23 protein-coding genes are annotated in these 26,441 nt (G+C 71.7%); 17 read left to right on the forward strand and 6 right to left on the reverse strand.

All coding sequences use genetic code 11. The features are described from left to right. Nucleotides 1–87: 87 nt before the first annotated feature. From V7Z97_RS10910 to V7Z97_RS10920, 3 genes are all read right to left on the reverse strand, one after another. Nucleotides 88–546: a DNA polymerase III subunit chi gene (locus tag V7Z97_RS10910; RefSeq protein WP_334163451.1), complete on the reverse strand. Its 459-nt coding sequence runs from the start codon at nt 544–546 to the stop codon at nt 88–90. Between the two features lie 37 nt (nt 547–583). Beyond that, nucleotides 584–2,446, reverse strand: a complete 1,863-nt coding sequence (locus tag V7Z97_RS10915) for an ATP-binding protein (protein WP_334163452.1) — start codon at nt 2,444–2,446, stop codon at nt 584–586. A gap of 177 nt (nt 2,447–2,623) precedes the next feature. After that, on the reverse strand, nt 2,624–4,072 hold the full coding sequence (locus V7Z97_RS10920; protein ID WP_334163453.1) for a leucyl aminopeptidase: 1,449 nt from the start codon (nt 4,070–4,072) through the stop codon (nt 2,624–2,626). Between the two features lie 147 nt (nt 4,073–4,219). Between V7Z97_RS10920 and lptF the strand changes: the two genes are divergently transcribed. The 6 genes from lptF (at nt 4,220) to rsmA (ending at nt 12,155) form a co-directional block, all read left to right on the forward strand. Continuing rightward, nucleotides 4,220–5,356 (forward strand): LPS export ABC transporter permease LptF, encoded by a 1,137-nt coding sequence (lptF, locus tag V7Z97_RS10925; protein WP_334163454.1) that lies wholly within the window; start codon nt 4,220–4,222, stop codon nt 5,354–5,356. Continuing rightward, nucleotides 5,353–6,456, forward strand: coding sequence for an LPS export ABC transporter permease LptG (lptG, locus tag V7Z97_RS10930; RefSeq protein WP_334163455.1), 1,104 nt, complete (start codon nt 5,353–5,355; stop codon nt 6,454–6,456). The genes lptF and lptG overlap by 4 nt, the downstream gene beginning before the upstream one ends. A 96-nt stretch (nt 6,457–6,552) precedes the next feature. Further along, nucleotides 6,553–8,892: an LPS-assembly protein LptD gene (locus V7Z97_RS10935; protein ID WP_334163456.1), complete on the forward strand. Its 2,340-nt coding sequence runs from the start codon at nt 6,553–6,555 to the stop codon at nt 8,890–8,892. Between the two features lie 55 nt (nt 8,893–8,947). Continuing rightward, nucleotides 8,948–10,321 (forward strand): peptidylprolyl isomerase, encoded by a 1,374-nt coding sequence (locus V7Z97_RS10940; RefSeq protein WP_334163457.1) that lies wholly within the window; start codon nt 8,948–8,950, stop codon nt 10,319–10,321. Beyond that, nucleotides 10,318–11,325, forward strand: coding sequence for a 4-hydroxythreonine-4-phosphate dehydrogenase PdxA (pdxA, locus tag V7Z97_RS10945; RefSeq protein ID WP_334163458.1), 1,008 nt, complete (start codon nt 10,318–10,320; stop codon nt 11,323–11,325). Before V7Z97_RS10940 ends, pdxA begins: the two co-directional genes overlap by 4 nt. After that, nucleotides 11,325–12,155, forward strand: a complete 831-nt coding sequence (gene rsmA / locus V7Z97_RS10950; RefSeq protein WP_334163459.1) for a 16S rRNA (adenine(1518)-N(6)/adenine(1519)-N(6))-dimethyltransferase RsmA — start codon at nt 11,325–11,327, stop codon at nt 12,153–12,155. The genes pdxA and rsmA overlap by 1 nt, the downstream gene beginning before the upstream one ends. Here rsmA and V7Z97_RS10955 read toward each other — a convergent pair. Continuing rightward, nucleotides 12,152–12,286 carry a hypothetical protein gene (locus V7Z97_RS10955; protein ID WP_334163460.1) on the reverse strand — a complete coding sequence of 45 codons (135 nt, stop codon included), beginning with the start codon at nt 12,284–12,286 and terminating at the stop codon, nt 12,152–12,154. The genes rsmA and V7Z97_RS10955 overlap by 4 nt on opposite strands. Nucleotides 12,287–12,375: 89 nt before the next feature. On the opposite strand from V7Z97_RS10955, the gene V7Z97_RS10960 reads away from it, so the two are divergent. From V7Z97_RS10960 to V7Z97_RS10975, 4 genes are all read left to right on the forward strand, one after another. Beyond that, a complete protein-coding gene (locus V7Z97_RS10960) occupies nt 12,376–13,044 on the forward strand; it encodes a DUF969 domain-containing protein (protein ID WP_334163461.1) in 669 nt (222 codons plus the stop codon). Further along, nucleotides 13,041–13,991, forward strand: coding sequence for a DUF979 domain-containing protein (locus V7Z97_RS10965; protein WP_334163462.1), 951 nt, complete (start codon nt 13,041–13,043; stop codon nt 13,989–13,991). The genes V7Z97_RS10960 and V7Z97_RS10965 overlap by 4 nt, the downstream gene beginning before the upstream one ends. Beyond that, nucleotides 13,975–14,991: a DUF2891 domain-containing protein gene (locus V7Z97_RS10970; protein WP_334163463.1), complete on the forward strand. Its 1,017-nt coding sequence runs from the start codon at nt 13,975–13,977 to the stop codon at nt 14,989–14,991. Before V7Z97_RS10965 ends, V7Z97_RS10970 begins: the two co-directional genes overlap by 17 nt. Before the next feature lie 72 nt (nt 14,992–15,063). Further along, complete coding sequence (locus tag V7Z97_RS10975; protein WP_334163464.1) at nt 15,064–15,897, forward strand: SH3 domain-containing protein; 834 nt, start codon at nt 15,064–15,066, stop codon at nt 15,895–15,897. Here V7Z97_RS10975 and V7Z97_RS10980 read toward each other — a convergent pair. Then, entirely contained in the window at nt 15,894–16,160 is a 267-nt protein-coding gene (locus tag V7Z97_RS10980; protein ID WP_334163465.1) for a hypothetical protein, read from the reverse strand. The two genes, V7Z97_RS10975 and V7Z97_RS10980, sit on opposite strands and share 4 nt — an antisense overlap. Before the next feature lie 238 nt (nt 16,161–16,398). Between V7Z97_RS10980 and V7Z97_RS10985 the strand changes: the two genes are divergently transcribed. From V7Z97_RS10985 to V7Z97_RS10995, 3 genes are all read left to right on the forward strand, one after another. After that, nucleotides 16,399–16,602 (forward strand): hypothetical protein, encoded by a 204-nt coding sequence (locus tag V7Z97_RS10985; RefSeq protein WP_334163466.1) that lies wholly within the window; start codon nt 16,399–16,401, stop codon nt 16,600–16,602. Nucleotides 16,603–16,831: 229 nt separating this feature from the next. Then, nucleotides 16,832–17,296 carry an Lrp/AsnC family transcriptional regulator gene (locus V7Z97_RS10990; RefSeq protein ID WP_334163467.1) on the forward strand — a complete coding sequence of 155 codons (465 nt, stop codon included), beginning with the start codon at nt 16,832–16,834 and terminating at the stop codon, nt 17,294–17,296. A 266-nt stretch (nt 17,297–17,562) separates the two neighbouring features. Beyond that, on the forward strand, nt 17,563–20,592 hold the full coding sequence (locus V7Z97_RS10995) for a TonB-dependent receptor plug domain-containing protein (protein ID WP_334163468.1): 3,030 nt from the start codon (nt 17,563–17,565) through the stop codon (nt 20,590–20,592). A 64-nt stretch (nt 20,593–20,656) separates the two neighbouring features. Here the strand turns inward: V7Z97_RS10995 and V7Z97_RS11000 are convergent, their stop codons facing one another. Further along, nucleotides 20,657–21,703 carry an alpha/beta hydrolase fold domain-containing protein gene (locus tag V7Z97_RS11000; RefSeq protein WP_334163469.1) on the reverse strand — a complete coding sequence of 349 codons (1,047 nt, stop codon included), beginning with the start codon at nt 21,701–21,703 and terminating at the stop codon, nt 20,657–20,659. A gap of 30 nt (nt 21,704–21,733) precedes the next feature. Here V7Z97_RS11000 and V7Z97_RS11005 point away from each other — a divergent pair, with 30 nt between their 5' ends. From V7Z97_RS11005 to V7Z97_RS11020, 4 genes are all read left to right on the forward strand, one after another. Next, complete coding sequence (locus V7Z97_RS11005; protein ID WP_334163470.1) at nt 21,734–22,132, forward strand: helix-turn-helix transcriptional regulator; 399 nt, start codon at nt 21,734–21,736, stop codon at nt 22,130–22,132. A gap of 135 nt (nt 22,133–22,267) precedes the next feature. Then, nucleotides 22,268–23,383 (forward strand): helix-turn-helix transcriptional regulator, encoded by a 1,116-nt coding sequence (locus V7Z97_RS11010; protein WP_334163471.1) that lies wholly within the window; start codon nt 22,268–22,270, stop codon nt 23,381–23,383. Nucleotides 23,384–23,554: 171 nt separating this feature from the next. Continuing rightward, nucleotides 23,555–25,399, forward strand: a complete 1,845-nt coding sequence (locus tag V7Z97_RS11015; protein WP_334163472.1) for an FG-GAP-like repeat-containing protein — start codon at nt 23,555–23,557, stop codon at nt 25,397–25,399. Between the two features lie 24 nt (nt 25,400–25,423). After that, nucleotides 25,424–26,359 carry a calcium-binding protein gene (locus V7Z97_RS11020; RefSeq protein WP_334163473.1) on the forward strand — a complete coding sequence of 312 codons (936 nt, stop codon included), beginning with the start codon at nt 25,424–25,426 and terminating at the stop codon, nt 26,357–26,359. Nucleotides 26,360–26,441 lie beyond the last annotated feature (82 nt).

The raw sequence follows: 26,441 nt of genomic DNA on the forward strand, positions 1-26,441 counted from the left end.
GGGCGGCCACGGGCGGCGGCGGGCCCTCGCCAGGAGGCGCGGCGCAGGCCGTCACGAGGAGCGCGCCCAGAACCGCCAGCCTGATCCTCATGCCTGCTTCTCCCATCCGCGGGCCTGCTGCTTCCAGTAGGAGACCGGCAGGCCGGTCGCCTTGATCCGGCTCCACTGCGCCCGGGCCATGGCGAGCTGGGCCTCGTCGGCGCCGTCGAACAGCACCACGCAGCGCGCGTAGCCGGCCAGGTCGCCGGGCTCGGCGCCGTCCACCAGGAAGAGCGCGTCGGCGTCGTTCGGGTTCTCGAAGCCGGTGGTCAGCAGCACCGGCTGGCGGGCCGCGCCGGGCTCCTCGGCGGGCGCGTGCGGCAGGAAGCTGTCCTCGCGGTAGCTCCACAGCCAGCCGTCGAGGTGCTCCACGCGCTCGGGCGCGGGGGTGCGGACCACCGCGCGCCAGCCGCGCTGCAGGGTCTTCTCCAGGAGCTCCGGCAGGGCCTGGTCGAGCCCGGTGCGTTCCAGGTGGTAGAACCAGACTTCGCAGGGGTTTTCGGCCATCGCCCCCTCTTAGCGCCGTTTCCGGCGGCTGGGGAGATCAGGCGGCGCGCACGCGGCCCTTGCCCGGGCGGGCCACCGCGCGGCGGATGGCGGCGAACAGCTGCGGAGCCTGCAGCGGCTTGGGGGCCATGTCGGCGAAGCCCAGGGCGCGGTACTCGCCCGCGTTGCGGGAGACCACGTCGGCGGTCAGCGCGATCACCGGGGTCGTCCGGTTCGGGCCGTCCGCCTGGCGCAGCGCCTTCAGCGCCTGGGGACCGCTCATCCGCGGCATGTGGACGTCCATGAGGATCACGTCGAACGGCTGGGCGGCGGCGAGCTTCAGGCCCTCCGCGGCGCCGGCGCACGTCACCTTGTGGCCGCGCTGGCCGAGCAGTTCGCGCAGGACGGCGAGGTTGACCGCATGGTCGTCGAGCGCCAGCACCTTCAGCGGCCGCAGGTCCGCGGCGGAATCGTCGGCGTCGGGGGCGCGCGGCCCCGCCTTGGCCACCTCGAGCACGAGCTCCAGGTGGAAGGTGGAGCCGAGGCCCTGGACGCTCTCCACCCCCAGGCGCCCGCCCATCAGCTCGGTGAGCTGCTGGCAGACGGCGAGGCCGAGGCCCGAGCCGTCGGCGCGGTGAGAGGCGCTCCCCCCGCCCTGGCTGAAGCGGTCGAAGATCTGCGGCAGGACCTTCTCGGAGATCCCCGCCCCGGTGTCGGTGACGGCGATGGTCACCCGGGTCCGTCCCTGGCGAACGGGACCGGCCGACGCGCTGATCGTGATCGAGCCGGCGTCGGTGAACTTCAGCGCGTTGCCGATCAGGTTGAACAGCACCTGGCGCAGGCGGACGGCGTCGACCTTGACGAACTGCGGCACGGACCCGTGCACCTGCAGGTCGAGGGCCAGGCCCTTGGCCTCCGCCTGGGGACGCCAGAAGGCGGCGACCTTCTCGAGGAAGCGCGGCAGCTCCTCGGGCTCGAACACCAGCTCCAGCCGGCCGGCCTCGATCTTCGACATGTCGAGAATGTCGTTGAGGATCGACAGCAGGTACTCGCCGGAATCGGTCAGGGTCTGCAGGCGGGCGAGCTGGACCGGGTCGGTCTCGGCCCGGCGCATGGCCTCGGCCATGCCGAGCACCCCGTTCATCGGCGTGCGGATCTCGTGGCTCATGGTGGCCAGGAAGTTGGCCTTGGCCTGGCCGGCCCTGCGGGCGGCCTCGCGGGCCTCGTCGGCGGCGACCCGTTCGGCGAAGGCGCGGTCGCGGGCGACTTCCAGGTCGCGGATCATCTCCACCGAGGCGTTGTGGGTCTGGCGCCAGACGTCCAGCGAGGCGCCCCAGGTCAGGGACACCATGGCCAGAACCCAGACCGTGGCGGCGAGCGCGATCAGCAGGGCGACGGCGGGACCGAAGCCCAGGAGGTCCACCGTGGCCAGGCCGAAGGCCAGGATCGGCGGGATGGCGAAGCCCCAGAACACCTTCGGCGAGAAGGCCCCGTACGACAGGGCCACGGCGATCAGGGAATAGCCGCCGACCACCGCCAGGAAGAGGATGTCGGCCACCTCGCCGGTGCGCATGGCGGCGGCGAGCGGGGCGGAGGTGTAGAGGGCGGACCGGAAGACGGCGAGCAGCGCCATCTTCCACGGCACGCTCGGGTCGGCGACCTTCAGCGCCTGGGCGCTCCAGCGGGCGAGGATCTTCTGGCCGGCGATGTCGCCGGCCCAGGAGGCGGCGAGCCAGGCCAGCGCCATCCAGGGGTGGCCGAGCAGGGCCAGGCAGAGCGCGCGGACGGCGGACAGCAGGCAGAGGCGCCACGCCGGATAGGTCATGCCGGCGAGCGTCAGATGGTACGGATTGAACAGGTTCGCCCGGTCCGGCTGGACGCGCGGCGCCCATCCCATCCGAGGTCCCCGGCTGTCGCTCATGGACGCGCGATCCCCTTTCGGCGGGGATAAGAGACCGAAATAGTGAATTTTCCGGGAACGCCGTTCGGCAAACCGCCGGAATTCAACCGGGCATTGCGCCCGGCCGGGCAGGTTCCCCGCCGCGCCGCCGCCCGTGGGTTGTGCGGAGGACGCCCGGCGCCCTCCGCACGGCCGGCCTCAGCCTTCGTAGCGGTCCTGCACCATGCGGTTCAGCAGCCGCACGCCGTAGCCGGTGGCGCCTTCCGGCAGGGTCGGCACGGTGGAGCCCTTCTTCCAGGCGGTGGACGCGATATCCAGGTGCGCCCAGGGCAGGCCATTGACGAACTTCTGCAGGAACAGCGCCGCGGTGATCGAGCCGGCCGGGCGGCCGCCGGTGTTCTTCAGGTCGGCGATCGGCGATTCGATCTGCTTGTTGTAGGCCTCCGGCAGCGGCAGCCGCCACAGGGGCTCGCCCTCCTTGCCCGAGGCGTCCAGCAGGTTGTTGGCCAGCTCGTCGTTGTTGGAGAAGCAGCCGGCGTAGTCGTTGCCGAGCGAGATGATGATCGCGCCGGTCAGGGTGGCGAGGTCGACCATGAACCTCGGCTTGAAGCGGTCCTGGCAGTACCAGAGGGCGTCGGCCAGCACGAGGCGGCCCTCGGCGTCGGTGTTGATCACCTCGATGGTCTGGCCGCTCATGGAGGTGACCACGTCGCCCGGACGCTGGGCGTTACCGTCGGGCATGTTCTCCACCAGGCCCAGGATGCCGATGGCGTTCACCTTGGCCTTGCGGCCGGCGAGCACGTGCATCAGGCCCGTGACGGCGCCCGCGCCGCCCATGTCCCACTTCATGTCCTCCATGCCGTCGGCCGGCTTGATGGAGATGCCGCCGGTGTCGAAGCAGACGCCCTTGCCGACGAAGGCCACCGGCTGGGCGTTGGGGTCGGACGCGCCGTTCCAGCGCATGACGACGAGCTGGCTCTCGCGGATGCTGCCCTGCCCCACGCCGAGCAGCGAGCCCATGCCGAGCGCGGCCATCTCCGGCTCGCCGAGCACCTCGATCTCCAGGCCAAGGCGCTCGAGCTCCTTCACCCGGCGGGCGAACTCGGCCGGATAGAGGATGTTGGCCGGCTCGGAGACCAGGTCGCGGGTGAAGCTCACCGCGTCGGCCAGGGCGGCCAGCGGCGGGAAAGCGGCGAGCGCGGCGTCCGCGTCGGCGGCGGTGACCTGGGTCTTGACCACCGAGGGCTTCTTCTCGGCGGCTTCCTTGGTGCGGTACTTGTCGAAGCGGTAGCAGGCCAGCCGCACGCCGAGCGCGGCGCGGGTGGCGATTTCCGGGCTGGCCCCCGGCAGCTCCACGCGCAGGGTCTCCAGGCCGGAGAGCTTCACGGCGTTGTAGGCGCTGGCGCCCGCATGCTCGGCGGCCAGGGCGTCGAAGGCTTCGGACTTGCCGGCGCCGACCAGCACCAGCCGGTCTCCGCCGCCCTCCGGGGCGAGCACGTCGAGGGTCTGGCCCTTGGCGCCCGTGAACCGGCTGGCGGCGACGGCGCGGGCGAGCGCGCCTTCCTGGGCCTGCCCCTCGAAGACCACGCGGGCCACGGCCGTCCGGGGGGCCAGCGGGGCGTCGGCGGCGACGAACTCGATCTCCATCGGAACTCTCTTCTTCTCGCGTCTCAGGCTTGGCGCGGCCACGCTGCGGCCGCTCGTGCGACGGTTGTGCGTCGCGGCGACGCATGGTTTAGAACAGCTCCGCGGCCGGGGCGCGCCAAATCTCCGGGTGAGCCGTAAATCTTACCGATGCGCCTGATCGACCGATACCTGCTGCGCCAGCTCGCCGGCCCCACCCTGCTCGCCACCCTGGCGCTGACGGGCGTCGCGCTGCTGAGCCAGAGCCTGGCGGGCCTCGACCTGATCGTGAACCAGCGCCAGAGCGGCCTCGTGTTCCTGAAGATCACGCTGCTCTACATGCCGCAGCTCATCAACATCATCCTGCCGATCGCCGTGTTCGTGGCGGCCCTGGTGGCGCTCAACCGGCTGCACACCGAGCAGGAGATCGTGGTCTGCTTCGCCGGCGGAATGAGCCGCTGGCGGGTGATCTCGCCGGCCATGCGGCTGGCCTGCACGATCGCGTTCGCGGCGCTGGTGATGAACCTCTTCGTCCAGCCCGCCGCCTTCCGCGCCCTGCGCCAGGAGCTGTTCGAGGTGCGCACCGACCTGGCCTCCACCCTGGTGCGCGAGGGCGAGTTCACCGAGCCGGTCCCCGGCCTCACGGTCTACGCCCAGACCGTTGAAGGCGATGGGGATTTCGGCAACCTGTTCATCCACCAGGAAAAGCCCGACGGCTCCTCGACCGTCTACACCGCCGACGCGGGCCGGATCGACCGCCGGAGCGGCCGCACCGTGCTGCTGATGGAGAACGGCACGACCCAGGAGTTCTCCGAGCGGGGCGTGCTGAACTACCTGACCTTCAACGAGTACGCCTACGACCTCCAGGCGATCACCAATTCCGACGAGCTGATCCACTACAAGCCCTCTGACCGCTACCTGCATGAGCTGTTCTTCCCCGACCTGACGCAGGACTGGGAGCGCAGGAACCGGCTGAGCCTGCTGGCCGAGGGCCACGCCCGGATCACCACCCCGCTCTACAACATCGCCTTCATGGCGCTCGCGCTGTCGGCGATCATCGGCGGCGGCTTCTCGCGGCTGGGCTACGCGCGCCGGATCGCCACCATGGGGGCGGTGGCGTCCGTGGTCCGGATCCTGGGCTTCGTGGTGCAGGCCGCCTGCGAGGACTCGGCCTGGCTTAACGTCCTGCAGTACGTCGTGCCGCTCGCGGCCACCGCGGTCGGCCTGCGCAGCATCTTCCGCCAGCGCGTCAGCCGGTTCATCGATATCCGCCGCCGGCCGGCGGCGGCCCTGGGCGCCGCGGCATGACCGGCGTCGGGCGCCTGGAGCGCTATGTCCTCTACCGCACCCTCGCGGGCGTCGGCGCGGCCCTGGCGGTGATCGCCGCGGTGATCCTGCTGATCCAGTTCGTGGACCTCTCCCGCTCGGTGGGGACGCGGGCCGACGTGGGCGCGACGACCATCTTCAGCCTGACCCTCCTGCGGGCGCCCTCGCTGATCCAGGTGCTGCTGCCCTTCGTCTTCCTGTTCGGCGGAATCAGCGCCTACGTCGGGCTGAACCGGAGGAGCGAGCTGGTGGCCATGCGCGCGGCCGGCGTCTCGGCCTGGCGTTTCATCCTGCCGTTCGCCGTCGCGGCCTTCGTGGCCGGGGTGCTGGCGGTGACGGTGCTGAACCCGGTGGCCGCGGCGCTCAACGCCCGCTTCGAATCCGACCGCGCCCGGCTGATGGAGAACTACCTGGGCGACGCGCCCGAGGACATCTGGCTGCGCCAGGGCGACGAGCGGACCCAGATCGTCATCCACGCCCGCGCCCGCGACACGGTGGACGGCATGGTCCGGCTGCGGCGGGTGTCGCTGTTCGTCTACCAGAAGGACCCCAACGGCCGGCTCGAGTTCAAGCGCCGGCTGGAGGCCGCCGAGGCCAGGCTGATGCCCGGGTTCTGGCAGCTGCGCGACGTGCGCGAGGCCACCGCCGGCGAGAGCTCGGTGCGCTCCGAGAGCCTGTCAATCCGCTCGGCGCTCGATTCGCGCTCGGCCATGGAGCGGTTCGCCTCGCCCGAGGCGATCGCCTTCTGGCGGCTGCCCGACGCCATCCAGCTGACCGAGCAGGCGGGGTTCTCGGCCTACGCCTACCGCCTGCGCTTCCAGCAGCTGCTGGCGACGCCGCTGCTGTTCGCGGCCATGGCGGTCCTGGCGGCGGCCTTCTCGCTCAGGCTGGCGCGGCTGGGCGGGCTGGCCGGGCTCGCAGGGGCCGGCGTGGCCCTGGGCTTCGTGGTGTTCTTCTTCAACCAGTTCGCCGGCGCCCTGGCCCGGGCCGACATCATTCCGCTGTTCGCCGCCGCCTGGGCGCCGGCGGTGGTGGCGCTGCTGTCGGGCCTCACCCTGCTCTCCTATACTGAAGACGGTTGAATCCTGGCCGCGCCCGGCTATGCATCGCCGCAAGCCTTATCGATTGTCGCGCCCGCGCGAGAGGGGATCTGAAGCGTAATGAGTCCGCGCCGGCGCATGCCGTCTGCCGCAGCCAAGCGCGCTCTCCTCGCGGGAGCGGCCATCGCGGCCCTGTGGGCGCCCGCGTCGCTGGCCCACGCCCAGGCGGCGACGGCCCCCGCGCCGACTCCGGCCGCGCCCGGGCCCGACGGGCTGCAGCCCGGCGAGCTCTACATGGAGGCCGACGAGGTCATCCGTGACGACAAGGCCAAGATCACCACCGCGGCCGGCAACATCGAGGTCCGCTACGAGAACCGCACCCTGCGCGCCGACCGGCTGATCTACGAGGAAGCCAAGGAAGAAGGCGGCCAGGGCGTCATCCGCGCCCGCGGCAACGTCGTGATCATCAACGACGACGGCACCAGCGAATACGCCGACGAGTTCGTGCTGGACGACGAGATGCGCGCCGGCGTGGCGCTCGGCTTCTCGGCGCGCCTGCAGGAGAACGTGAAGATCGCCGCCGCCAGCGCGGCCCGGCGCAACGAGAACGTCCAGGAGCTGAACCGGGCGATCTACACGCCGTGCGAGATCTGCGCCGCGGACGGCACGCCCAAGACCCCGACCTGGTCGATCGCGGCCGACCGGGTGGTGCAGGACAAGAAGCGGCGGCTGGTCTACTACCGCAACGCCCGCCTCCGGGTGTTCGGCGTCTCCCTGCTCTACCTGCCCGTCTTCTGGCACGCCGACCCGCAGTCGCCGCGCGCCTCGGGCTTCCTCGTGCCGCGCGCCTCGGCCTCCGACCGCCGGGGCCTGTCCTACGAGCAGCCCTACTACTGGGCGATCAGCCCCTATTCGGACCTGATCGTCAGCCCGCAGGTGAACACCGACGTCAATCCGTTCCTGAACGGCCAGTACCGCAAGCGCTTCTACTCGGGCGATGTGGACCTGCGCTTCGGCTACACCTACGAGCAGGACTTCGACGGCCGGGGCGACCGGTTCGGGGAGAGCACCCACCGCAGCTACATCCTCGGCCGCGGCGCCTTCCGGGCCGGCGAGAAGTGGCGCTGGGGCTTCACCGCCGAGCGGGCCTCGGACGACCTGATCTTCGACAAGTACGAGATCGGCGACGTCTTCGAATCGCGCGGCCCCTACGTCGCCGACGACCGGCGGCTGATCTCCCAGGCCTACGCCATCCGCCAGGACACCCGCTCCTACGCCTCCATCGCGGCGCTGAGCATCCAGGGCCTGCGCCGGGGCGGAGACGAGACCACCAGCCTCGACGACGACAACGACCGCACCTTCCCGACGGTCGCGCCGCTGGTGGAGACCCACTACGAGCCGGTCGCCACGGTGATGGGCGGCCGCCTGCGCGTCCACGGCAGCGCCGTGGCCCTGACCCGCGAGCAGTCGCAGTACTTCCCCACCACCCGCCTGCCCGGCCTCGACAGCCGCCGGGCGACGGGCGAGGCGGACTGGCGGCGCACCTTCACCTCGGCGGCGGGGCTCCGGCTCGAGCCGTTCGTCAACCTGCGGGCCGACGCCTACAGCCTGGGCGACATCCTGACCGGCAACGGCGCGGAGACCACCTCGCGCTCGACGTCGCGGGCGCTGGCCACGGCCGGCGCGATGGTCTCCTACCCGGTCTACCGCCGCTTCAAGGACGCGACGGTGGTGCTGGAGCCGCTGGCCCAGGTGGCGGTCTCGCCCGACGCCAAGCAGGTGGTGATCAGCCGCAACGCCGACGGCACGCCGGTCTACCTCAACGAGGACAGCGTCGCCTTCGAGTTCGACGAGACCACCCTGTTCCGCGCCAACAAGTTCCCGGGCTTCGACCTCTACGAGGACGGCGCGCGGCTGAACGTCGCCGGCCGCGCCTCGGTGCTGTGGGACGGCGGTCGCCGCGCCAGCCTGCTGGTCGGCCGCAGCTTCCGCACCCAGGAGAACGACGTCTTCCCCGAGCGGTCGGGCCTGCGCAACAAGGCCTCCGACTGGGTCGTGGCCGCCGACGCCCAGCCGGTGACCGGCGTCTCCCTGTTCACCCGCGCCCGGCTCGATTCCGACAGTCTGGACATCCATCGCCTCGAGGCGGGCGCCAACGTCAACCGCCGCTGGGGCTCGGGCTTCGTCCGCTACCTCACCGACGACTTCGACATCAACGCCGAGCGCCGGGAGAACCTGGACCTCGGCGGCGAGCTCTATGTGGGCAAGAACTGGGGCGTGTCGGCCTACGGCAACCGCGACATGCGGCAGCAGGCCTGGGTCATCCGCGACGTGGGCGTCTTCTACCGCGACGACTGCATGCGGGTGGACGTGGTCTACCGCAAGGAGGACACCGTGGTCGGCCGCCTGGGGCCGCGGGAGTCGGTCAGCCTGCGCCTAACGCTCGCCACATTGGGCGGACCACTTTATGCGAGATAGGATAACGGGCCGCGGACCGGGCACGGAGCGACCCCTCGAAGGAATGACCTCGTCCATGAATCACCTGCGTAACGTCACGGGCCGTGCGGCGCGCGGCGCGGCTGTCGCCGCGGCCCTGCTGGCGGCGGGACAGCCCCTGACCGGCCAGGCCCAGGAACTCCGCGGCCCGATCGGCGGGCGCGCCGAGACCGCTCCGCCCCAGGCTGCGCCGGCCCAGCCGGCCGGACCCCGGGCGATGTCCGAATCCGTGGCCGCCATCGTCAACGACGAGATCATCTCCACCTACGACCTTGGCCAGCGCATGCGGCTGCTGATCGCCACCTCCGGCGTGCAGCCCACCGAGCAGACCCTGCCCCAGTTCCAGCGCGAGGCGCTGATCTCCCTGGTCGACGAGCGCCTCCAGCTGCAGGAGCTGCGCCGCCAGGAGCGCGAGCAGAAGATCGACCTCGTCGCCAGTGATGAGGAGGTCAACCAAGAGCTGGCCGAGATGGCGCAGCAGAACAACATGCGCGCCGAGCAGTTCGTCGCCGCCCTGCGCGGCCAGGGGATCGGATCGGAGACGCTCCACCAGCAGATCCGCGCCCAGATCAGCTGGCAGCGCTGGATCCGCGGCCGTTACGGCTCGCGCCTGCGCATCGGCGAGGACCAGATCAGCGCCACCCTGCAGCGCCTGCAGGCGGCGGCCAGCAAGCCGCAGTACCAGGTCTCGGAAGTGTTCATCGACGCCAACCGCGTGGGCGGCATGCAGACCGCGGTGCAGGGCGCCGCCCAGCTCGTGCAGCAGATGCAGCAGGGCGCCCCCTTCCCCGCCGTGGCGCGGCAGTTCTCGGCCTCCGCGACCGCCGCGGCCGGCGGCGACGCCGGGTGGATCAGCCCGGGCGAGATGCCGCCGGAGGTGGACGCAGCGCTCGAGCAGCTGCGCCCCGGCCAGCTGTCGCAGCCGATCCCGGTCCGCGACGGGGTCTACATCGTCTACCTGCGCGACAAGCGCTCCGGCGGCGCCGCCACCCTCGTCAACCTGAAGCAGGCGGCCGTTCCGCTGGCGGCGGGCGCCACGGCCGGCGACGAGGCCGCGGCCAAGGTGAAGCTGGAGGCCATCCGCGCCGCCGCCACCGGCTGCGGCGACCTGGAGACGGTCGCGGGCCGGACCCAGGGCGTGGTGGCCGGCGACCTCGGCGAAGCCGAACTAGCCGACCTCGCGCCGGCGTTCCGCCAGGCCGCCGAAGGGCTGCAGGTGGGGCAGATCTCCGAACCGATCCGCACCTCGGCCGGGCTGCACCTGCTGGCCGTATGCGGCAAGCGCGGGGCGGGCGAGGAGGCGATCGACCGCGACCAAATCGAGAACCGGCTCTACGGCCAGCAGCTCTCGATGATCGCGCGGCGCTACATGCGCGACCTGCGCAACTCCGCCACCATCGAGACCAGGTGAAGACCGGCCCGCTCGCCCTGACCCTCGGCGATCCGGCCGGCGTCGGCCCAGAGATCGTCGTCAAGGCCTGGAGCGAGCTGCGCGCCACGGGTCCCGCCTTCATGGCCGTGGGCGACTTCCAGTCGCTGGCGTCCGCGCCCGGCGCCGTCGCCGGCAACCTGCGCCGCGTCACGACTCCGGCGGAGGCCCAGCGGGCCTTCGCCGAGGCCCTGCCGGTGCTCGACCTGCCGCTGCGCGCCCCGGTGGTGGCGGGCCAGCCCGCGGCGGCGGCGGCGGCGGCCATCATCCAGTGGATCGAGACCGCCGTCGGCCTGGCCCTGCGCGGCGACGTCGCGGGCGTGGTCACCGCCCCGATCGCCAAGGCCCCGCTCTACGAGGCCGGGTTCCGCTTCCCCGGGCACACCGAGTTCCTGGGCGAGCTGACCCAGTCGGCGAGCTACGACGGGGCGCGCGGGCCGATCATGATGCTGACGGCGGCCGACCTGCGGGTGACCCTGGTCACCGTCCACGAGCCGGTCGCCCGGGTCGCCGGCCTGCTCAGCGTCGAGAAGATCGTCAATGCGGGCCTTGTCACCGCCCAGGCCCTGCGACGGGACTTCGGCATCCGCGAACCCCGGCTGGCCGTGGCGGGGCTGAACCCGCACGCCGGCGAGAGCGGCGGCATCGGGCGCGAGGAGGTGGAGGTGATCGAGCCCGCCATCCGCGCCCTGCGCGACCTGGGCGTCGACGCCGCCGGCCCCTACCCCGCCGACACCATGTTCCCGGAGCCGATGCGGGCGCTCTACGATGCGGCGCTGTGCATGTACCACGACCAGGCGCTGATCCCGGTGAAGATGCTGGACTTCTGGGGCGGGGTGAACGTGACGCTCGGCCTGCCGATCGTGCGGACCTCGCCCGACCACGGCACCGCCTTCGACATCGCCGGCCGCGGCGTGGCGCGGCCCGACAGCCTGATCGCCGCCATCCGCCTGGCCGACGAGATCGGCCGCCGGCGGGCCGCCTGATGGACCTCGCCGACCTGCCGCCGCTGCGCGAGGCGCTCGCCGAGCACGGCCTGATGGCGAAGAAGTCCTTCGGCCAGCACTTCCTCCTCGACCTCAACATCACCCGCAAGATCGCCCGCCTGGCGCAGGTGGGCGACGGCGACACGGTGATCGAGGTGGGCCCGGGCCCCGGCGGCCTCACCCGCGCCCTCCTGGAGACCGGGGCGAAGGTGATCGCCGTGGAGAAGGACGAGCGCTTCCGGCCGCTGCTGGAGGACGTGGCGGCCGCGTCCGGGCGCCTGACGCTGGTGCTGGGCGACGCGCTGGCCGTGGACGAGGCCGAGCTGGCCCGGGGCGGCCCGGCCCACGTGGTCTCCAACCTGCCCTACAACGTCGGCACGCCGCTCTTGATCAAGTGGCTGACCGGGCCGTGGACGCCCGCCTCCCTGACCCTGATGTTCCAGAAGGAGGTGGCCGACCGGATCGCCGCCGCGCCGGGCGCCTCGGCCTACGGGCGGCTGGCGGTGATCGCCCAGGCCACCAGCCACGCCCAGCTGGTCATGGACGTGCCGGCGCGGGCCTTCACCCCGCCGCCGAAGGTGGACTCCGCCGTGGTGCGCCTGACGCCCCGCGCCGACCGGCCGTCGCCGGAGCGCCTCGACGCCATGCAGAAGCTCACCGCCGCCGCCTTCGGCCAGCGCCGCAAGATGCTGCGGGCCAGCCTCAAGGCCCTGGGCGGGGAGCCGCTGATCGCCGCCGCCGGCCTCGATCCGCAGGCCCGCGCCGAAACGGTCGACGTGGCCGGTTTCCTGCGCCTGGCCGACGCCTGGCTGGCGCGCCGGACCGGCTAGTCCTCCTCGTCGGGCCTGCGCTCACGGCCGGGGGGATCCCAGGCCGGCGGGTCGCTGGCCGGGAAGGATTCGACGCCCGCCTCCTCGACGATGTCGCGGGGCTCGTCGTCGTCGTCGCGCGGTTCACTCATCGCCTGGTCTCCTCCCCGCCAACCTACGGCGTTGCCGAAGGCCGCTCCAGACGCTCCTATGGCCCCACAGCGGATTCTGAGGAGCCTGGATGCTGACCCTGCTGGGCGTGGCCGTCGTCGTCCTGGGCTTCGCCGCCCGCTTCAATCCGCTCCTGGTGGTGGTCGCCGCGGCCTTCGTCACCGGCCTGGCCGCGGGGCTGGGGCCGGTGGAGGTGCTCGCCGCCTTCGGGAAGGCGTTCAACGAGAACCGCTACGTCAGCGCCGCCCTGCTGGTCCTGCCGGTGGTGGGCGTCGTCGAGCGCGCCGGCCTGCAGGAGCGGGCCCGCACCCTGATCGCCCGGTTCCGGGGGGTCTCGGTCGGCCCCTTCCTGATCGGCTACCTGGCCTTCCGGCAGATCACCTCGGCGCTGGGCCTGACCTCGATCGCCGGCCAGGCGCAGAGCATCCGGCCGATGGTCGCCCCGATGGCCGAGGGGGCGGTGGAGGCGCGCAGCGGCGAGCTGACGCCCGAGACCCGCCAGGCGGTCCGCGCCCAGGCGGCGGCGACCGACAACATCGGCCTGTTCTTCGGCGAGGACATCTTCATCGCCATCGGCTCGATCCTGCTGATGGTGGGCTTCCTGGCCGCCAGCGGCATTACGCTCGATCCGATCCAGCTCTCGGTCTGGGCGATCCCGACGGCGATCGTCGCCTTCCTGATCCACGGGGGCCGACTGATCCTGTTCGACCGCCGGCTGGGCCGGGAGGCCGCCCGGTGATCAAGCTCGGCGCCGTCTACCTGCTGGCCGGCCTGGTGTTCGGCGCCTTCTCGCTGCTGAGCGCCACCGACCGCAACAATCCCAAGCGCTTCGGCAACGCCGCCTTCTGGGGGTTGGTCTCCCTCAGTTTCCTGGCCGGCGACCACCTGGGCGACGTGGGCAACGGGCTCCTGGTCGTGGGCCTGGCGCTGATCGCGGGCTTCGGCTGGCTGGGCCGCGGCCAGCCGGCCACCACCTCCCCGGAGGCGCGCCGCGTGCTCGCCGAGCGCTACGGCGAGAAGCTGTTCGTCCCCGCCCTGACCGTGCCGGTGGTGGTGATCTTCGGCGTCCTGGTGCTGAAGCCGCTGACGGTGGGCGGTCAGCCGCTGCTCGACCCCAAGCAGGCGACGCTGCTCTCGCTGGCCCTGGCGGCCGTCGTCGCCACGATCGTGGGCCTGGTCCTCCTGCGCCAGCCGCCGCTGAGTCCGCTGCAGGAGGGCCGGCGGCTGATGGACACGGTGGGCTGGGCGGCCCTGCTGCCGCAGGCGCTGGCGGCGCTGGGCGCAGTCTTCGCGATCGCCGGCGTCGGCCAGGTGATCGGCGACCTGGTCACCGCCTGGATCCCGATGGACACCCGGCTGGCGGCGGTGGCCGTCTACTGCCTGGGCATGGCCGGTTTCACGGTGATCATGGGCAACGCCTTCGCGGCCTTTCCGGTGCTGACCGCCGGGGTCGGCCTGCCGATCCTGATCCAGCGGTTCGGGGGCGACCCGGCGGTGGTCTGCGCCATCGGCATGCTCTCGGGCTTCTGCGGGACGCTGATGACGCCGCTGGCGGCCAACTTCAACCTCGTGCCGCCGGCGCTGCTGGAGCTGGACGACCGCTATTCGGTGATCAAGGCGCAGATCCCCACCGCCATCCCCCTGCTCATCGCCAACATGGGTCTGATGTATGCCTTCGCCTTCTGAGCGGCTGACGATCGAGCAGGCCTCGCTGTTCGCCCGGCTGGCGCTGGGCCACGTGACCCGCGAATACCCCAACAAGCTCGACCACGTGCTGGAGGGGCCGCAGGACGCCCGGGGGCCGCGCGACCTGCACCCGATCTTCTACGGCAGCTTCGACTGGCACTCCTGCGTGCACGGCTACTGGACGCTGGCGACGGTCCTGCGGCGTTTCCCGGCGATCCCGGAGGCGGCCGCCATCCGGGCGCTGTTCGACGAGGCCTTCACGGACGGCAAGGTGGGCCGCGAGTGCGCCTATCTGGCCCGCCCCTCGGCCCGGAGCTTCGAGCGGCCGTACGGCTGGGGCTGGCTCCTGAAGCTGCAGGCCGAGCTCCTGGCCCACGACGCGCCGTGGGCGCAGGTGATGACGCCCCTGGCGCACGCCTTCGCCGACCGCTTCCGGGACTTCCTGCCGCGCGCGCCCTACCCGATCCGCACGGGCGTGCACTCCTCGACCGCCTTCGGCCTGGCGCTGGCCAGCGACTACGCCCGGGCCGCGGGCGACCGGGCGCTCCTCGACCTGTTCGGGGAGAAGGCGCGGGAATGGCACCTGGCGGACAGCGACGCCCCGGCCTGGGAGCCATCGCTGGACGACTTCCTGTCGCCGACCCTGATGACCGCCGAGTGCCTGCGCCGCCTGCTGCCCGCCGACGAGTTCGCGTCCTGGCTGGCCGACTACCTGCCGCATCTGGCGCACCGCAAGCCGGCCAGCCTGTTCGCCCCGGCCGTGGTCAGCGACCGCACCGATGGCAAGATCGTGCATCTCGACGGGCTCAACCTGTCGCGGGCCTGGTGCTGGCGCGAACTGGCCGCGGTGCTGCCGCCGGGTGGGGCCCGACAGGCCGCCGAAGAAGCCGCCGCCGCCCACCTGGCCGCCAGCCTGCCGCACGTGGCCGGCGACTACATGGGCGAGCACTGGCTGGCCTCGTTCGCCCTCCTGGCGCTGACGGCCGGCGAGACCCCCTAGCGAGGCTCCGGGGGATCGGACCGCAGCCGGGCGCGTTTGGGGCCGCGGGACGCCGAAAGGAGCTCAACGACCATGCGCACGCATGCCCTCGCCATGGCGGCCGCCGCCGCCTCACTGACCGTCGCCGCCGCGCCCGCGCCGGCCGCCGCCCAGGGACTGGGACTGGGTTCGCTCTTCAAGTGCGACAACGGCGGCGGCAAGACCGGGGCGATCGTCGGGGGCCTGGCCGGCGCCCTGGCCGGCAGCCAGGTGAGCAAGAACGAGCGCACGCTCGGCGCCGTGGTCGGCGCGGGCCTCGGCGCCTGGGCCGGCAACCAGGTCGGCTGCCGCATGAACGATTCGGGCCGCGACCGGGCCGAGACGGCCTTCGAACGGGCCCTGAACACCGGCCGCACCCAGACGTGGTCCGACCCGCGCACCGGCGCATCCGGCCGGGTGGAGGTGGTGTCCGGCGGCTTCGACAGCCGCCAGGCGGCCTACGCCGGCGAGTATTCGCGCCCGGTGTCGGCCACCGACCTGCGCTATGCGCGCGGCGTGCAGCGGGTCCGGACCGGCCTGCGCCCCGCCGCCCCGGTCTATGAATCCCCCGGCCGCGTGAACGTCCGGTCCGCGCCGGAGATGAACGCCCCGGTGGTCGATCGCCTCCGGGCGGGAGAGCAGATCCGGGCGGCCGGCATGACCGGCGACGGCTGGCTGGCGGTCGAGGCGGACGGCCAGGTGCGGGGCTATGTCTCCGCCTCGGCCCTGCGCGCCGTGCCGGCGGTGACCTACGTCCGCAACATGGACAGCCCCTACGAGTGCCGGATCGTTCAGCAGACCATCAGCCAGCGCGGCTACCGCGCCGAGCCCCAGCGCTTCAACGCCTGCCGCGACGCCGGCGGCGAATGGCGCCTGGAGCCGGTCTAGGACCAGGCGGACCCGGCCAGGAGCTCGCGCGCCTGGCCGGTGAGCGCCCAGCGGCTGGCGCAGGCGGTCCCGCCCGGCGGCTCGCCCTCCCAGCCCATGAAGCTCAGCCAGCCGCGCTCGCCGAGCGCGAAACAGCGCCTGTCGCGGTCGAAGCCGACCTCCACGCGCGCGCCGTCCGCATAAAGCACGTTGATCAGGTGGCCGGCGGGCAGCGCCTGCATCAGTAGGGCCCGGCTGACCGGCGAGAGGCTGTCGACGTTCATGTCGTCCACTCCGAGATGCGGGCAGAAGGAGGCGCCGAGTCCGGCGCCGGCGCAAAGCCCCCGGTGCGCGGTTCTGTGGATGACCGCCTCCCCACATGGGGACGACACGGCCAAGCCTGTGCACGGCGATCCGCCCTCGCCGGATATGCGCGCCGCACGGCCCCAGAACGCCGCCAAAATGCAGGCCGCTCAGACTACGCTTTCCCCGGGGAGCGGAGGAATGCTGTCGGAGACGCCTATGAAACTTTGCGGCCAGATCTCGGTCGAGCTGACCGTCGGCGACTATGTCGAGGCGGCGGAACATCAGCGGCGGCTGCAGGAGATCCTCAGGCAGGTGCGCGACGCCTATCCCGAGGCGACCCTGGCGGTGCGCGAACGCCGGCGGCGCAAGCCCACCCTGCCCCGTCTGCCGCACGGCGCCCCGGGCACGCCCCAGACGTGAGCGGCAGTTCACGCGCACAGACGTAACAATCCACGGGAGATGTTACAGGCCCGGACCAGGACAACTCGGGCCCATCCGAAGCTGAAGCGCCCCGCGACATCTGATCGAAACAAGTCCAGCCGCTGGCGAATACGCATTCCGCCGCCACGCCGGGCCGGATGAACGCGAGTTAATTGTGAGCGCGCCGATTCCTGTGGTTCGTTCCCCGGGCTGCCGGGAGCGCGACGTCATGGCCTACCCTCTCGATCGTCTCGACATACAGATCCTGGCGGCGCTGCAGGAGAACAACCAGGCCACGGCCCAGGCGCTCGCCGAGCGCGTGCCGCTCTCGCCGTCCGCCATCCTGCGCCGGATCCGCCAGTACCGGGAGGAAGGGGTGATCGCCGCCGACGTCTCGATCCTCGCCCCGTCCACCGTGGGCGAGCGCATCTCGGTGCTGATCATGGTGCAGCTCGAGCGCCATTCGCCCGCCGACGTGGCGGCCTTCCGCGCCCACCTGAGCCGTTCGCCACACGTGCAGGTCTGCGTGGAGATCTCCGGGGTCTACGACATCTCCTGCATCGCCATCTTCCGCGGCATGGAAGAGTTCAACGCCTTCACCGACAGCGAGATCGCCGAGCACCCCGCCGTGCGGCGCTACGAGGCCAGCTTCATCAAGAAGCGGGTGAAGTTCACCACCGCCGTCCCGCTCTGACGCCCCGGCCACGGCGATGAGCGATCACCCATGCGCAGTTACATGCTTCCTCGACTATGGTTTAGGCGATAGCGAATACAGTACTGTTTGTGTCTATAACGAGACAGTTTCTCGGTAACTCGAGAACTCTCTGCTTCGTCGTTTGACCTTCCTTTCAGCTCCCCAGTAACTCCACTGTAACCGCGCCCCTTCCGGGGTTCGGGACCTGAACCTTTGTGGGGAGCAGGCCGGCGCCTTCCGGGCGCGGCTGCTGGAGGATGTAGACCTTGAAAATCAAATCCATGCGGGAGCGCCTGCTGGCCTCCTCGATGATCTGCAGCGCGGCCATCCTCGGCCTCGCCGCCACCCCGGCGCTGGCGCAGGACGCGGAGGGCGAAGTCTCCGAAATCGTCGTCACCGGCACCCGGATCCCGTCCCCGAACCTGGAGAGCGTGAGCCCGGTCACCGCCATCGGCGCCGCCGACATCAAGGCCCAGGGCATCACCCGGGTCGAGGACATGGTCAACAGCCTGCCCCAGGCCTTCGCGGCCCAGGGCGCGGCCCTGTCCAACGGCTCGACCGGCACCGCCACCGTGAACCTCCGCGGCCTGGGGGCCACGCGGACCATGGTGCTGATCGACGGGCGGCGGCTGATGCCGGGGACGCCCAACACCCTGGGTCCGGCCTACGCCGCCGACCTCAACTTCATCCCCTCCAGCCTGGTCGAGCGGGTGGACGTGCTGACCGGCGGCGCCTCGGCCGTGTACGGCGCCGACGCCGTGGCCGGCGTCGTCAACTTCATCATGCAGCGCGACTTCGAGGGCGTTCGCCTCGACGCGCAGTACGGCATCTACCAGCACAAGAACGACAGCCCGATCGCCGACGTGGTCCGCGCCTCGGCCGCCGCCTCCGCGACGCCCGAGTTCTTCGGCCTGCCCGACGAGAACGTCCGCGACGGCGAGAGCTCGGAAATCACCCTGATCCTGGGCGTGAACGCCCCCGACGGCCGCGGCAACATCACCGCCTACGCCGGCTACCGCCACGTGGAGCCGATCCTCCAGATCAACCGCGACTTCAGCGCCTGCACGCTCAACTCGGGCGACAGCTTCGCGGAGGCCGGCTGCGGCGGCTCGGGCACCGCCTTCCCGGCGCGCTTCGGCCCGCTCAACGGCGGCCTGATCGTCGACCTCGACGGCCCGGGCAACACCTTCCGGACCTCCACCGGGGCCGACGTCTACAACTTCGGCCCGCTGAACTACTACCAGCGGCCGGACGACCGCTACGTCATGGGCGCCTTCGCCCGTTACCAGGTGGCGGACTGGGCCGAGGCCTACGCCGACATCATGTTCATGGACGACCGGTCGACCTACCAGATCGCGCCGGGCGGCATCTTCGCGGGCACCTTCAGCGTGAACTGCGCCAACCCGCTGCTGTCGGCCCAGCAGCGCGCCCTGCTCCCCGCCGTCGGCGGCGGCAGCTGCGCCGACAATCCGGCCGGCACCTTCACCGGCACCGTCGCGCGCCGGAACATCGAGGGCGGCGGCCGCCAGGGCAGCACCGAGCACGTCCAGTACCGCTACATCCTCGGCCTGCGCGGCCAGCTCGGCGAGAACTGGAACTATGACGCCTTCCTGCAGTACGGGCGGGTCTCCTACAACCAGGTCCAGACGGGCTTCTTCCGCACCACGGCGATCCAGAACGCGCTGAACGTGGTGATCAACCCGGCGACCGGCCAGCCGGTGTGCGCCTCCGTCCTGTCCGGGACCGACGCCGCCTGCGTGCCCTACAACATCTTCCAGATCGGCGGGGTGACCCCGGCGGCGCTGAACTACCTCGAGACCCCCAGCTTCCAGACCGGCAATCTCCACGAGCGGGTGGCCAACATCTCCCTCGGCGGCAACCTGACCGAGTACGGCCTGAAGAGCCCCTGGGCGGCCGACGGGGTGGGCGTCTCGGTCGGCGCGGAATACCGCCGCGAGCAGCTCGACTTCGCCGCCGACTTCGTGGCCTCCGCCGGCCTGCTGAACGGCTCCGGCGGCGCCAACCCGCCGGTGGACGGCAGCTACGACGTCTACGAGCTGTTCGGCGAGGCCCGGATCCCGCTGATCCAGGACATGCCGTTCGTGCGTTCGCTGACCGCCGAGGCGGCCTACCGCTTCTCGGACTATTCCTCGAGCGGCATCACCCACACCTACAAGCTCGCCGGGGACTGGGAGCCCGTCGAGGACCTGCGGCTGCGGGCCAGCTACCAGCGCGCCGTGCGCACGCCCAACGTGCTCGAGCTGTTCAGCCCGCAGAACGTGGTCCTGAACGGCACCACCGACCCCTGCGCCGGCCTCGCCGCCGGCGACTCGCTGGTGGCCCGCTGCGCCCAGGCCTTCGGCCTCAGCACGGCCCAGGTTCTGGCCATCGAGGAGAACCCGGCCAACCAGTACAACGGCCGGGTCGGGGGCAATCCGAACCTCGATCCCGAGACCTCGGACACCTATTCCGTGGGCTTCGTCTACCAGCCGTCGTACCTGCCGGGCCTGAACCTCTCGGTCGACTGGTTCGACATCAAGGTGAAGGACTACATCCAGCAGGGCATCAACCAGGACCTGGTGCTGACGCGCTGCCTGGACAGCCTGGACCCCTTCTTCTGCGGCCTCGTGAACCGCGACGCCCAGGGGTCGCTGTTCCTCTCGCCACAAGGGTTCGTGGAGGCCTCCTGGCTGAACTCGGGCGCCCTGCGGACCTCCGGCGTGGACATCAACGCCGGCTACCGCACGGACCTGGACCGCTTCGGCCTCGACAACATGGGCGGGATCTCCTTCAGCTTCGTCGGCACCTGGCTCGACGAGCTGTCGACCCAGCCCCTCCCCGGCGACCCGTACTACGACTGCGCAGGGCTCTACGGCGCGATCTGTTCGTCGGCCAACGCGCCGAACCCGAAGTGGCGTCACAAGGCGCGGCTCACCTGGAACACCCCGCTCACCGTGGGCGACTGGGTGAACAGCCTGGGCGTGTCGGTCCAGTGGCGGCACTTCGACAGCATCTCGCTGGACGCCTTCGACAGCGACCCGCAGCTCAGCAACCCCGACGTGGCCTACGAGAGCGACCGGGTTCTGGCCTCGCGGGACTACTTCGACCTGACCGCGACCTGGACCATGAAGGACAGCGTCAACTTCCGGCTGGGCGTGAACAACGTGTTCGACAAGGACCCGCCGCTCACCGGCTCGTCCAACTGCCCGACCGGGCCCTGCAACGGCAACACCTGGCCGCAGATCTACGACGCCTTCGGCCGCTACATCTTCCTGGGCATGACCGCCGACTTCTAGGCGGGCGTCCGGAGGGCCTTCAGGGGGCGGCGGAGCGATCCGCCGCCCCTTTTCCTTTTTCCGACTAGCTCACCGCGGCCGCGTCCAGGCGCCGGCGGATGAAGTCGGCGGCCAGCAGGATGGACTGCCTGGCCTTGGCGGTGTGCATCCGCTCCCAGACGTGGGTCTCCTCGGTCCACAGCCGGACCGTCAGGTCGCCGCCGCCGTCACGGACCTTCTCGGCCAGCCGCACGGCGTCGTCGTAGAGGATGTCCCCCTTGCTCGCGTGGATCAGCATGGGCGGGAAGCCGGCGAACGAGCCGAACAGCGGCGAGGCCACCGGGTCCGTGGCCGAGCGGCCGTCGAGGTAGAACCGCGCCACCAGCGCGAGGCTCTCCATGGTGTAGGGCGTGGTGCCGGTCAGCGACGCCGCCGTCACCGACCAGCTCTGCAGCGACAGGTCCACCCAGGGCGAGAGCAGCACGATGCCGCCGGGCAGCGGCGCGCCCTGGGCCCGGGCCTGCTGCAGGGCCGCCAGCAGCACGGCGGCCCCGGCCGACTCGGCCAGCGCCACCACCGGCTCGCCGGGCCAGGTCTCGTGGAACCAGGTCCAGGCGGCGACGATGTCGTCCACCGCCGCCGGACAGGGATGCTCCGGCGCGAGGCGATAGCTGGGCGCGAAGACCCGCGCCTCGGCGGTGGCGGCGAAGCGGGCCACCAGCTGGGTGATCCGGGGCGACCGATCGGCGACGAACGAACCGCCGTGGACATAGAAGACGAAGCCGCGGCCCGCCTTCCGGCGCGGCGCGAACCATTCCGACGGCGACGGCGGCGCGGCCAGCCCCGGCCCCGGCCCGCCCTGGCGGACCGCCTCGGCCTCGACCATCGGCAGGATGGGGGCGTCGAACCGAGCGTGCAGGCGGCGCTGGCGCTCCACATAGGCGAGGAAGGCCTCGGGCCCCTCCGCATGCGCCTTCACGGCGGCCCGCATGGAGCCGGTCACCAGGCGCTGCATGGTCCGGTTCGCCAGGCGCCGGGCCAGGGTCTTCAGTCCAAGCCCGCCGGCGCCGTCCATGTGGCGGACCTCGAGGCGGCCCGCCAGCGGCTGGTCAAGGCTACGCGCAACACTCATTGTCTACTCGACTCCGACTAGGGCGTGACCATGAGCGACGAAGACCCGTTCGACCAGCGTCTCCTGAAGACGGCCCAGACCTATGCGCGCACCTATCCCAGCGTGCTCGTCCGGCTGCGCGCCGCCTACGAGGCGGGCCATCCTCTCGTGCGGCAGGTGGCGCGGGCCATGGACGCGGCGCTCGACCGCTCGGAGGCCGAGCGGGAGCGGCGCCTTCGCCACGAGCACGGCCTGAGCCCCCAGGAGACGCGGATCGTCCTGCATCTGGTGGACGGCGGGACCGTGCAGACCTGCGCCGCGACGCTGGAGGTGGCGGAGAGCACGGTTCGCAGCCACCTGAAGTCGATCTTCCTCAAGACCGGGGTGAAGCGCCAGGCGCACCTGCCGACCCTGCTCAGCGGACCGGCGGAGGCGCGACGGTCCGACTAGGCCGCACTTGCCGCCGATCCACGTTCGGGTATCGTCCGTATCCGGTAGAGTTGGCGTCAGTTTCGGGGGTTGGTTGCTTAGTCTGGGGCTTGCGGGGCGCGTGGGGACGCGGCCCGTCACGCGGCGCGCCGCCGCATGATCGTCAACAACGAGCACTGGCTGGCGGTGGCCGACCTGTTCAGCGCAGCGGCGCTGGACGGCGACTGGCCGGCGGCCCTCAACGCCTTCGCGGACGCCTGCGGCGCGGAGCGCGGCGAGCTGATCGGCATCGGCGCGGACAAGGCCGTGCCGTTCAACTGGACGCCCCGGCTCGACCCGGCGGCGCTGGACGAGTTCGTCGCCATCGGCGGCGGCGATCCCGGGCTCAACCCGCGTGTGCGCATGGGGCTGCGCGCGCCCCTGCTGCGGTCGTGGCACGACGTGGCCTGCTCCACCGAGGCGGAGCTGCGGCGCAACTTCGTCTACGCCGACTACTGCCGCCGCCACGACATCCCGTACGGCAGCCAGACCAACCTGATGCATGACGACAGCATGCTGATCGGCCTGGCGACCCTGCGGAGCGAGCGCCGGGGCGCCCCCGAGGCCGAGGACCGGCGGGCCTTCGAGGTGCTGGCGCCGCATGCCCGGGCGGCGGTGCGGATGCAGCTGGCGCTGGAGGGCCGCGGCGCGGACATCGTGAGCGGCGCGCTCGACGGACTGGAGATCGCCGCCTTCATCTGCGACGGGACCGGCCTCGTGCGGGCGCTCACGCGGGCCGCGGAGGCCGCCCTGGCCCGGGGCGTCCTGCGGCTGCGCGGCCGCCGCCTCGGGGCGACGGACGCCGAGGAGTCGCGGGGACTGGAGGCAGCCGTCGCCGGCGCAGCGGGCGGGCGATTCGCGCCCGGCGGGGAAACCGTCCGCACGGTGCTGGTGCGGCAGGCAGACGGGCCGGCCGCCTTCGAGGTGGTGGACGTGATCGCCCTGCCCCCGCGGCCCTATGCCTTCGGATTCGAGCCGCGCGCGATCGTGGTGGTGCGCGGCGGCCAGCGGAGCCACCGCGAACTGGCGGGCCTCCTGGGCCTCGCCTTTGGCCTCACACCGGCCGAGGCCGACGTCGCCGTGCGCCTTGCCGAAGGACATACCCGCGAAACCATCGCCGAGGAGCGCCGCGCCTCGCTGGAGACGGTGCGCAGCCAGATCAAGACGGTGTTCGCCAAGCTCGACGTCCGTCGGGAGACCGAGCTCAGCGCCCGCCTGAACCGTATGCGCTGACGCCGGTGTCGCATCCCCCATTTGGGGGAAGCGCCGCTCCGCCGGACCCTTCTAGGGTCGCCCCGACTGTTCCGGGAACCTGCAAGTGGCTGTTTTTCAGATCGTTTCGATCATCTCGCCCGCCTGTGCGGGCTCGCCTGCGGGCAAGCCGACTCCAGGGGCCTGACGGACGTGCCCAGCTACTACGCCTCCCAGAGCTTCGCCGTTCCGGTCCGCGCCGGCTACGAGAACGCCTCCCTGCACGAGGTGGCGGTCGGCGACTTCGACGGAGACGGCAAGCTCGACGTCCTGCAGACCTACTTCCTCTATCCCCTGGAGGACCGCGGCACGCCGGTGCGCTTCTTCTCGGGCGACGGGGCCGGAGGCTTCACGGACCGCACGGCGGCCATCACCGGCGGCGCGCCCACTACGGTGCACGCCCGCGAGGTGGTCGTGGGCGACTTCAACCGTGACGGCCGGCCCGACGTCTTCGTGGCCGACCACGGCTATGACACCAACCCGTTCCCCGGCGCCCAGAACGCGCTGCTGCTCTCGAGCGGCCCCACGGGGCTGAGCAACGCCACGGGGCAGCTGCCGCAGGTCTCCGACTACAGCCACTCCGCGGAGGCCGCAGACATCGACGGCGACGGCGACCTCGACATCTATGTGGGGAACGGCGGCGGCGGCACGGCCTGGGTCCGCCCGTTCTTCCTGATCAACAACGGCTCCGGCGGCTTCACCCGCACCGATTCGAACCTGCCCGGCTCGCTGCGCGCAGCCGGTGGGCCGAACCACTGGGCCGAGGCCTTCATCGACGTGGACGGCGACGGCGACCAGGACCTCTTCCTGGGGTCGAGCACCAACACCGGCTCGCGTCTGCTGCTCAACGACGGCCAGGGGGTGTTCACCGACTCCGGACGCAGCCTTCCGCGTGGCCTCCCCAACGCCGACGCCGTGGACATCCAGGCGTTCGACGCCAACGGCGACGGCCGCCTGGACCTCGTCGCCAACTACACCGTGCCCACCGGCGGCGAGATCCACCGCCAGATCCAGCTGCTGCTGAACGACGGCGCCGGCGGCTTCACGGACGCCACGGCGACCAGCCTGCCGGCCTCGATGAACACAGGCGTCTGGGTGCGGCGCGTGCACCTCGCCGACGTCAACGGCGACGGCCTGCTGGACATGGTGCTGTCGGACCGTTCCAGCGCGCCGTTCTACCTGAACGACGGCATGGGGAACTTCATCCAGATGCCCTCGCTGCTGCCCGGCAACGAGTATGACCAGATCACGCCGGCCGACGTGAACGGCGACGGGCGGACCGACTTCATCGCCTGGCGTGGCAAGTGGGACGGCCAGGAACAGCTCCGCGTCGACCTGGGGACCGATCCGGGGACCAGCCAGCAGGGCGCGCCGGCCGCCGAAGGCTTCATGGGCGACAACGACGCCGAGACCATCAACGGCGGCGGCGGCGACGACGTCATCGTCGGCGGCGGCGGCGAGGACTACCTGCGGGGCGACGAGGGCGACGACCGGATCGCGGGCGGCGACGGTTTCGACGACACCCACGGCAACATGGGTAACGACACCGTCTCGGGCGGCCGGGGTCCCGACTGGGTCGTCGGCGGCAAGGACAACGACCTGCTGTTCGGCGACGCGGACCACGACGTGGTCTACGGCAACATGGGCGACGACACCTGCTCCGGCGGCGACGGCAACGACGTGGTCCGCGGCGGCCAGAACGACGACGACGTCCGCGGCGACGCCGGCGACGACTACGTCTCGGGGGACCGGGGGGACGACACCGTCACGGGCGGCGCCGGGGCCGACCTGTTCCACACCTTCGGCGCCGCCGACATCGACCGCGTCCTCGACTTCAACCGGGCCGAGGGCGACCGCGTCCTGCTCGATCCCGGCACCACCTACACCACGGCCCAGGTCGGGGCGGACGTGGTGATCACCATGGGCGGCGGCGGCCAGATGATCCTGGTCGGCGTGCAGCTCGCCAGCCTCACGGGCGACTGGATCATCGGCGCCTAGCCCCTTGTCAGTGGAGTAACTCGCATGACCACCCTCACCGCCGGCGTTTCCGGCACGGACTTCGAGACCCTCAAGATCAGCGACCTGCTGCTCGGAGACCCGATCACCGAGACCGCCACCAGCTACATCCTGAAGGACGGCGACTGGACCTACGAGTTCACCGGCCAGTTCACCTACACCTCCGGCGAGATCTCCGGCGGGACGGTCACGGGCTGGCGCGAGACCTTCAAGGGCGAGATCACCTTCGACGCCAGCGGCTTCTCCGTCCCGGTCGCCACCATGGTGGGCTGGGCGCAGACGGACGCCAACGAGACGGCGCGCAGCACCCTCCTGGCGGGCGACGACACCCTGATCGGCTCCGCCGCCGCCGACCGCATGTACGGCTACGCCGGCAATGACACCATCGAGGGCGGGGCCGGCCAGGACTACCTGCGCGGTCTCGACGGGGACGACGTGATCCGCGGCGGCGCGGACTTCGACGACGTCCACGGGAACGCCGGGAACGACACCGTCTACGGCGGGCTGGGCGACGACTGGGTGGTCGGCGGCAAGGACAACGACGTCCTGTACGGCGACGAGGGCTGGGACATCGTCTACGGCAACCTCGGTTCCGACACCGTCAGCGGCGGGGCGGACTCCGACTGGGTCCGTGGCGGCCAGGACAACGACAGCGTCAGCGGCGGCGCGGGCGACGACTGGCTGGCCGGCGACAAGGGCGACGACACCATCTCCGGCGGAACCGGCGCGGACATCTTCCACACCCACGGCGAGGCCGGACTCGACCGGGTGCTGGACTTCAACCACGCCGAGGGCGACCGCGTGAACCTGCTGGCGGGCACCACCTACACCACCGCCCAGGTGGGCGCCGACGTGGTCATCACCATGGGCGGCGGCGGCCAGATGGTCCTGGTGGGCGTCCAACTGGCCAGCCTGACCGGCGACTGGATCTTCGGGGCGTGAGGCGGCGCTACGAGGTGCGCTGGTCGCGGGCCATCGAGATCCTGGCGCTCCTCGTCTCGCTGGCGGCGTTCGTCGCCTGGCT

This window comes from Phenylobacterium sp. (assembly GCF_036821595.1).
Classification (GTDB): domain Bacteria; phylum Pseudomonadota; class Alphaproteobacteria; order Caulobacterales; family Caulobacteraceae; genus Phenylobacterium.

What these genes read in the sequence shown, in the direction of transcription:
- V7Z97_RS10935 (WP_334163456.1), top strand. Translation starts at nt 6,553, where the DNA reads ATGCCGTCTGCCGCAGCCAAGCGCGCTCTCCTCGCGGGAGCGGCCATC.
- lptF (WP_334163454.1), top strand. Translation starts at nt 4,220, where the DNA reads ATGCGCCTGATCGACCGATACCTGCTGCGCCAGCTCGCCGGCCCCACC.
- V7Z97_RS11005 (WP_334163470.1), top strand. Translation starts at nt 21,734, where the DNA reads ATGAGCGACGAAGACCCGTTCGACCAGCGTCTCCTGAAGACGGCCCAG.
- V7Z97_RS10975 (WP_334163464.1), top strand. Translation starts at nt 15,064, where the DNA reads ATGCGCACGCATGCCCTCGCCATGGCGGCCGCCGCCGCCTCACTGACC.
- V7Z97_RS10910 (WP_334163451.1), bottom strand. Translation starts at nt 546, where the DNA reads ATGGCCGAAAACCCCTGCGAAGTCTGGTTCTACCACCTGGAACGCACC.
- V7Z97_RS10985 (WP_334163466.1), top strand. Translation starts at nt 16,399, where the DNA reads ATGAAACTTTGCGGCCAGATCTCGGTCGAGCTGACCGTCGGCGACTAT.
- V7Z97_RS10915 (WP_334163452.1), bottom strand. Translation starts at nt 2,446, where the DNA reads ATGAGCGACAGCCGGGGACCTCGGATGGGATGGGCGCCGCGCGTCCAG.
- V7Z97_RS10990 (WP_334163467.1), top strand. Translation starts at nt 16,832, where the DNA reads ATGGCCTACCCTCTCGATCGTCTCGACATACAGATCCTGGCGGCGCTG.
- V7Z97_RS10980 (WP_334163465.1), bottom strand. Translation starts at nt 16,160, where the DNA reads ATGAACGTCGACAGCCTCTCGCCGGTCAGCCGGGCCCTACTGATGCAG.
- V7Z97_RS10960 (WP_334163461.1), top strand. Translation starts at nt 12,376, where the DNA reads ATGCTGACCCTGCTGGGCGTGGCCGTCGTCGTCCTGGGCTTCGCCGCC.
- V7Z97_RS10970 (WP_334163463.1), top strand. Translation starts at nt 13,975, where the DNA reads ATGCCTTCGCCTTCTGAGCGGCTGACGATCGAGCAGGCCTCGCTGTTC.
- V7Z97_RS11020 (WP_334163473.1), top strand. Translation starts at nt 25,424, where the DNA reads ATGACCACCCTCACCGCCGGCGTTTCCGGCACGGACTTCGAGACCCTC.
- rsmA (WP_334163459.1), top strand. Translation starts at nt 11,325, where the DNA reads ATGGACCTCGCCGACCTGCCGCCGCTGCGCGAGGCGCTCGCCGAGCAC.
- V7Z97_RS11010 (WP_334163471.1), top strand. Translation starts at nt 22,268, where the DNA reads ATGATCGTCAACAACGAGCACTGGCTGGCGGTGGCCGACCTGTTCAGC.
- V7Z97_RS11000 (WP_334163469.1), bottom strand. Translation starts at nt 21,703, where the DNA reads ATGAGTGTTGCGCGTAGCCTTGACCAGCCGCTGGCGGGCCGCCTCGAG.
- V7Z97_RS10940 (WP_334163457.1), top strand. Translation starts at nt 8,948, where the DNA reads ATGAATCACCTGCGTAACGTCACGGGCCGTGCGGCGCGCGGCGCGGCT.
- lptG (WP_334163455.1), top strand. Translation starts at nt 5,353, where the DNA reads ATGACCGGCGTCGGGCGCCTGGAGCGCTATGTCCTCTACCGCACCCTC.
- V7Z97_RS10955 (WP_334163460.1), bottom strand. Translation starts at nt 12,286, where the DNA reads ATGAGTGAACCGCGCGACGACGACGACGAGCCCCGCGACATCGTCGAG.
- V7Z97_RS10920 (WP_334163453.1), bottom strand. Translation starts at nt 4,072, where the DNA reads ATGGAGATCGAGTTCGTCGCCGCCGACGCCCCGCTGGCCCCCCGGACG.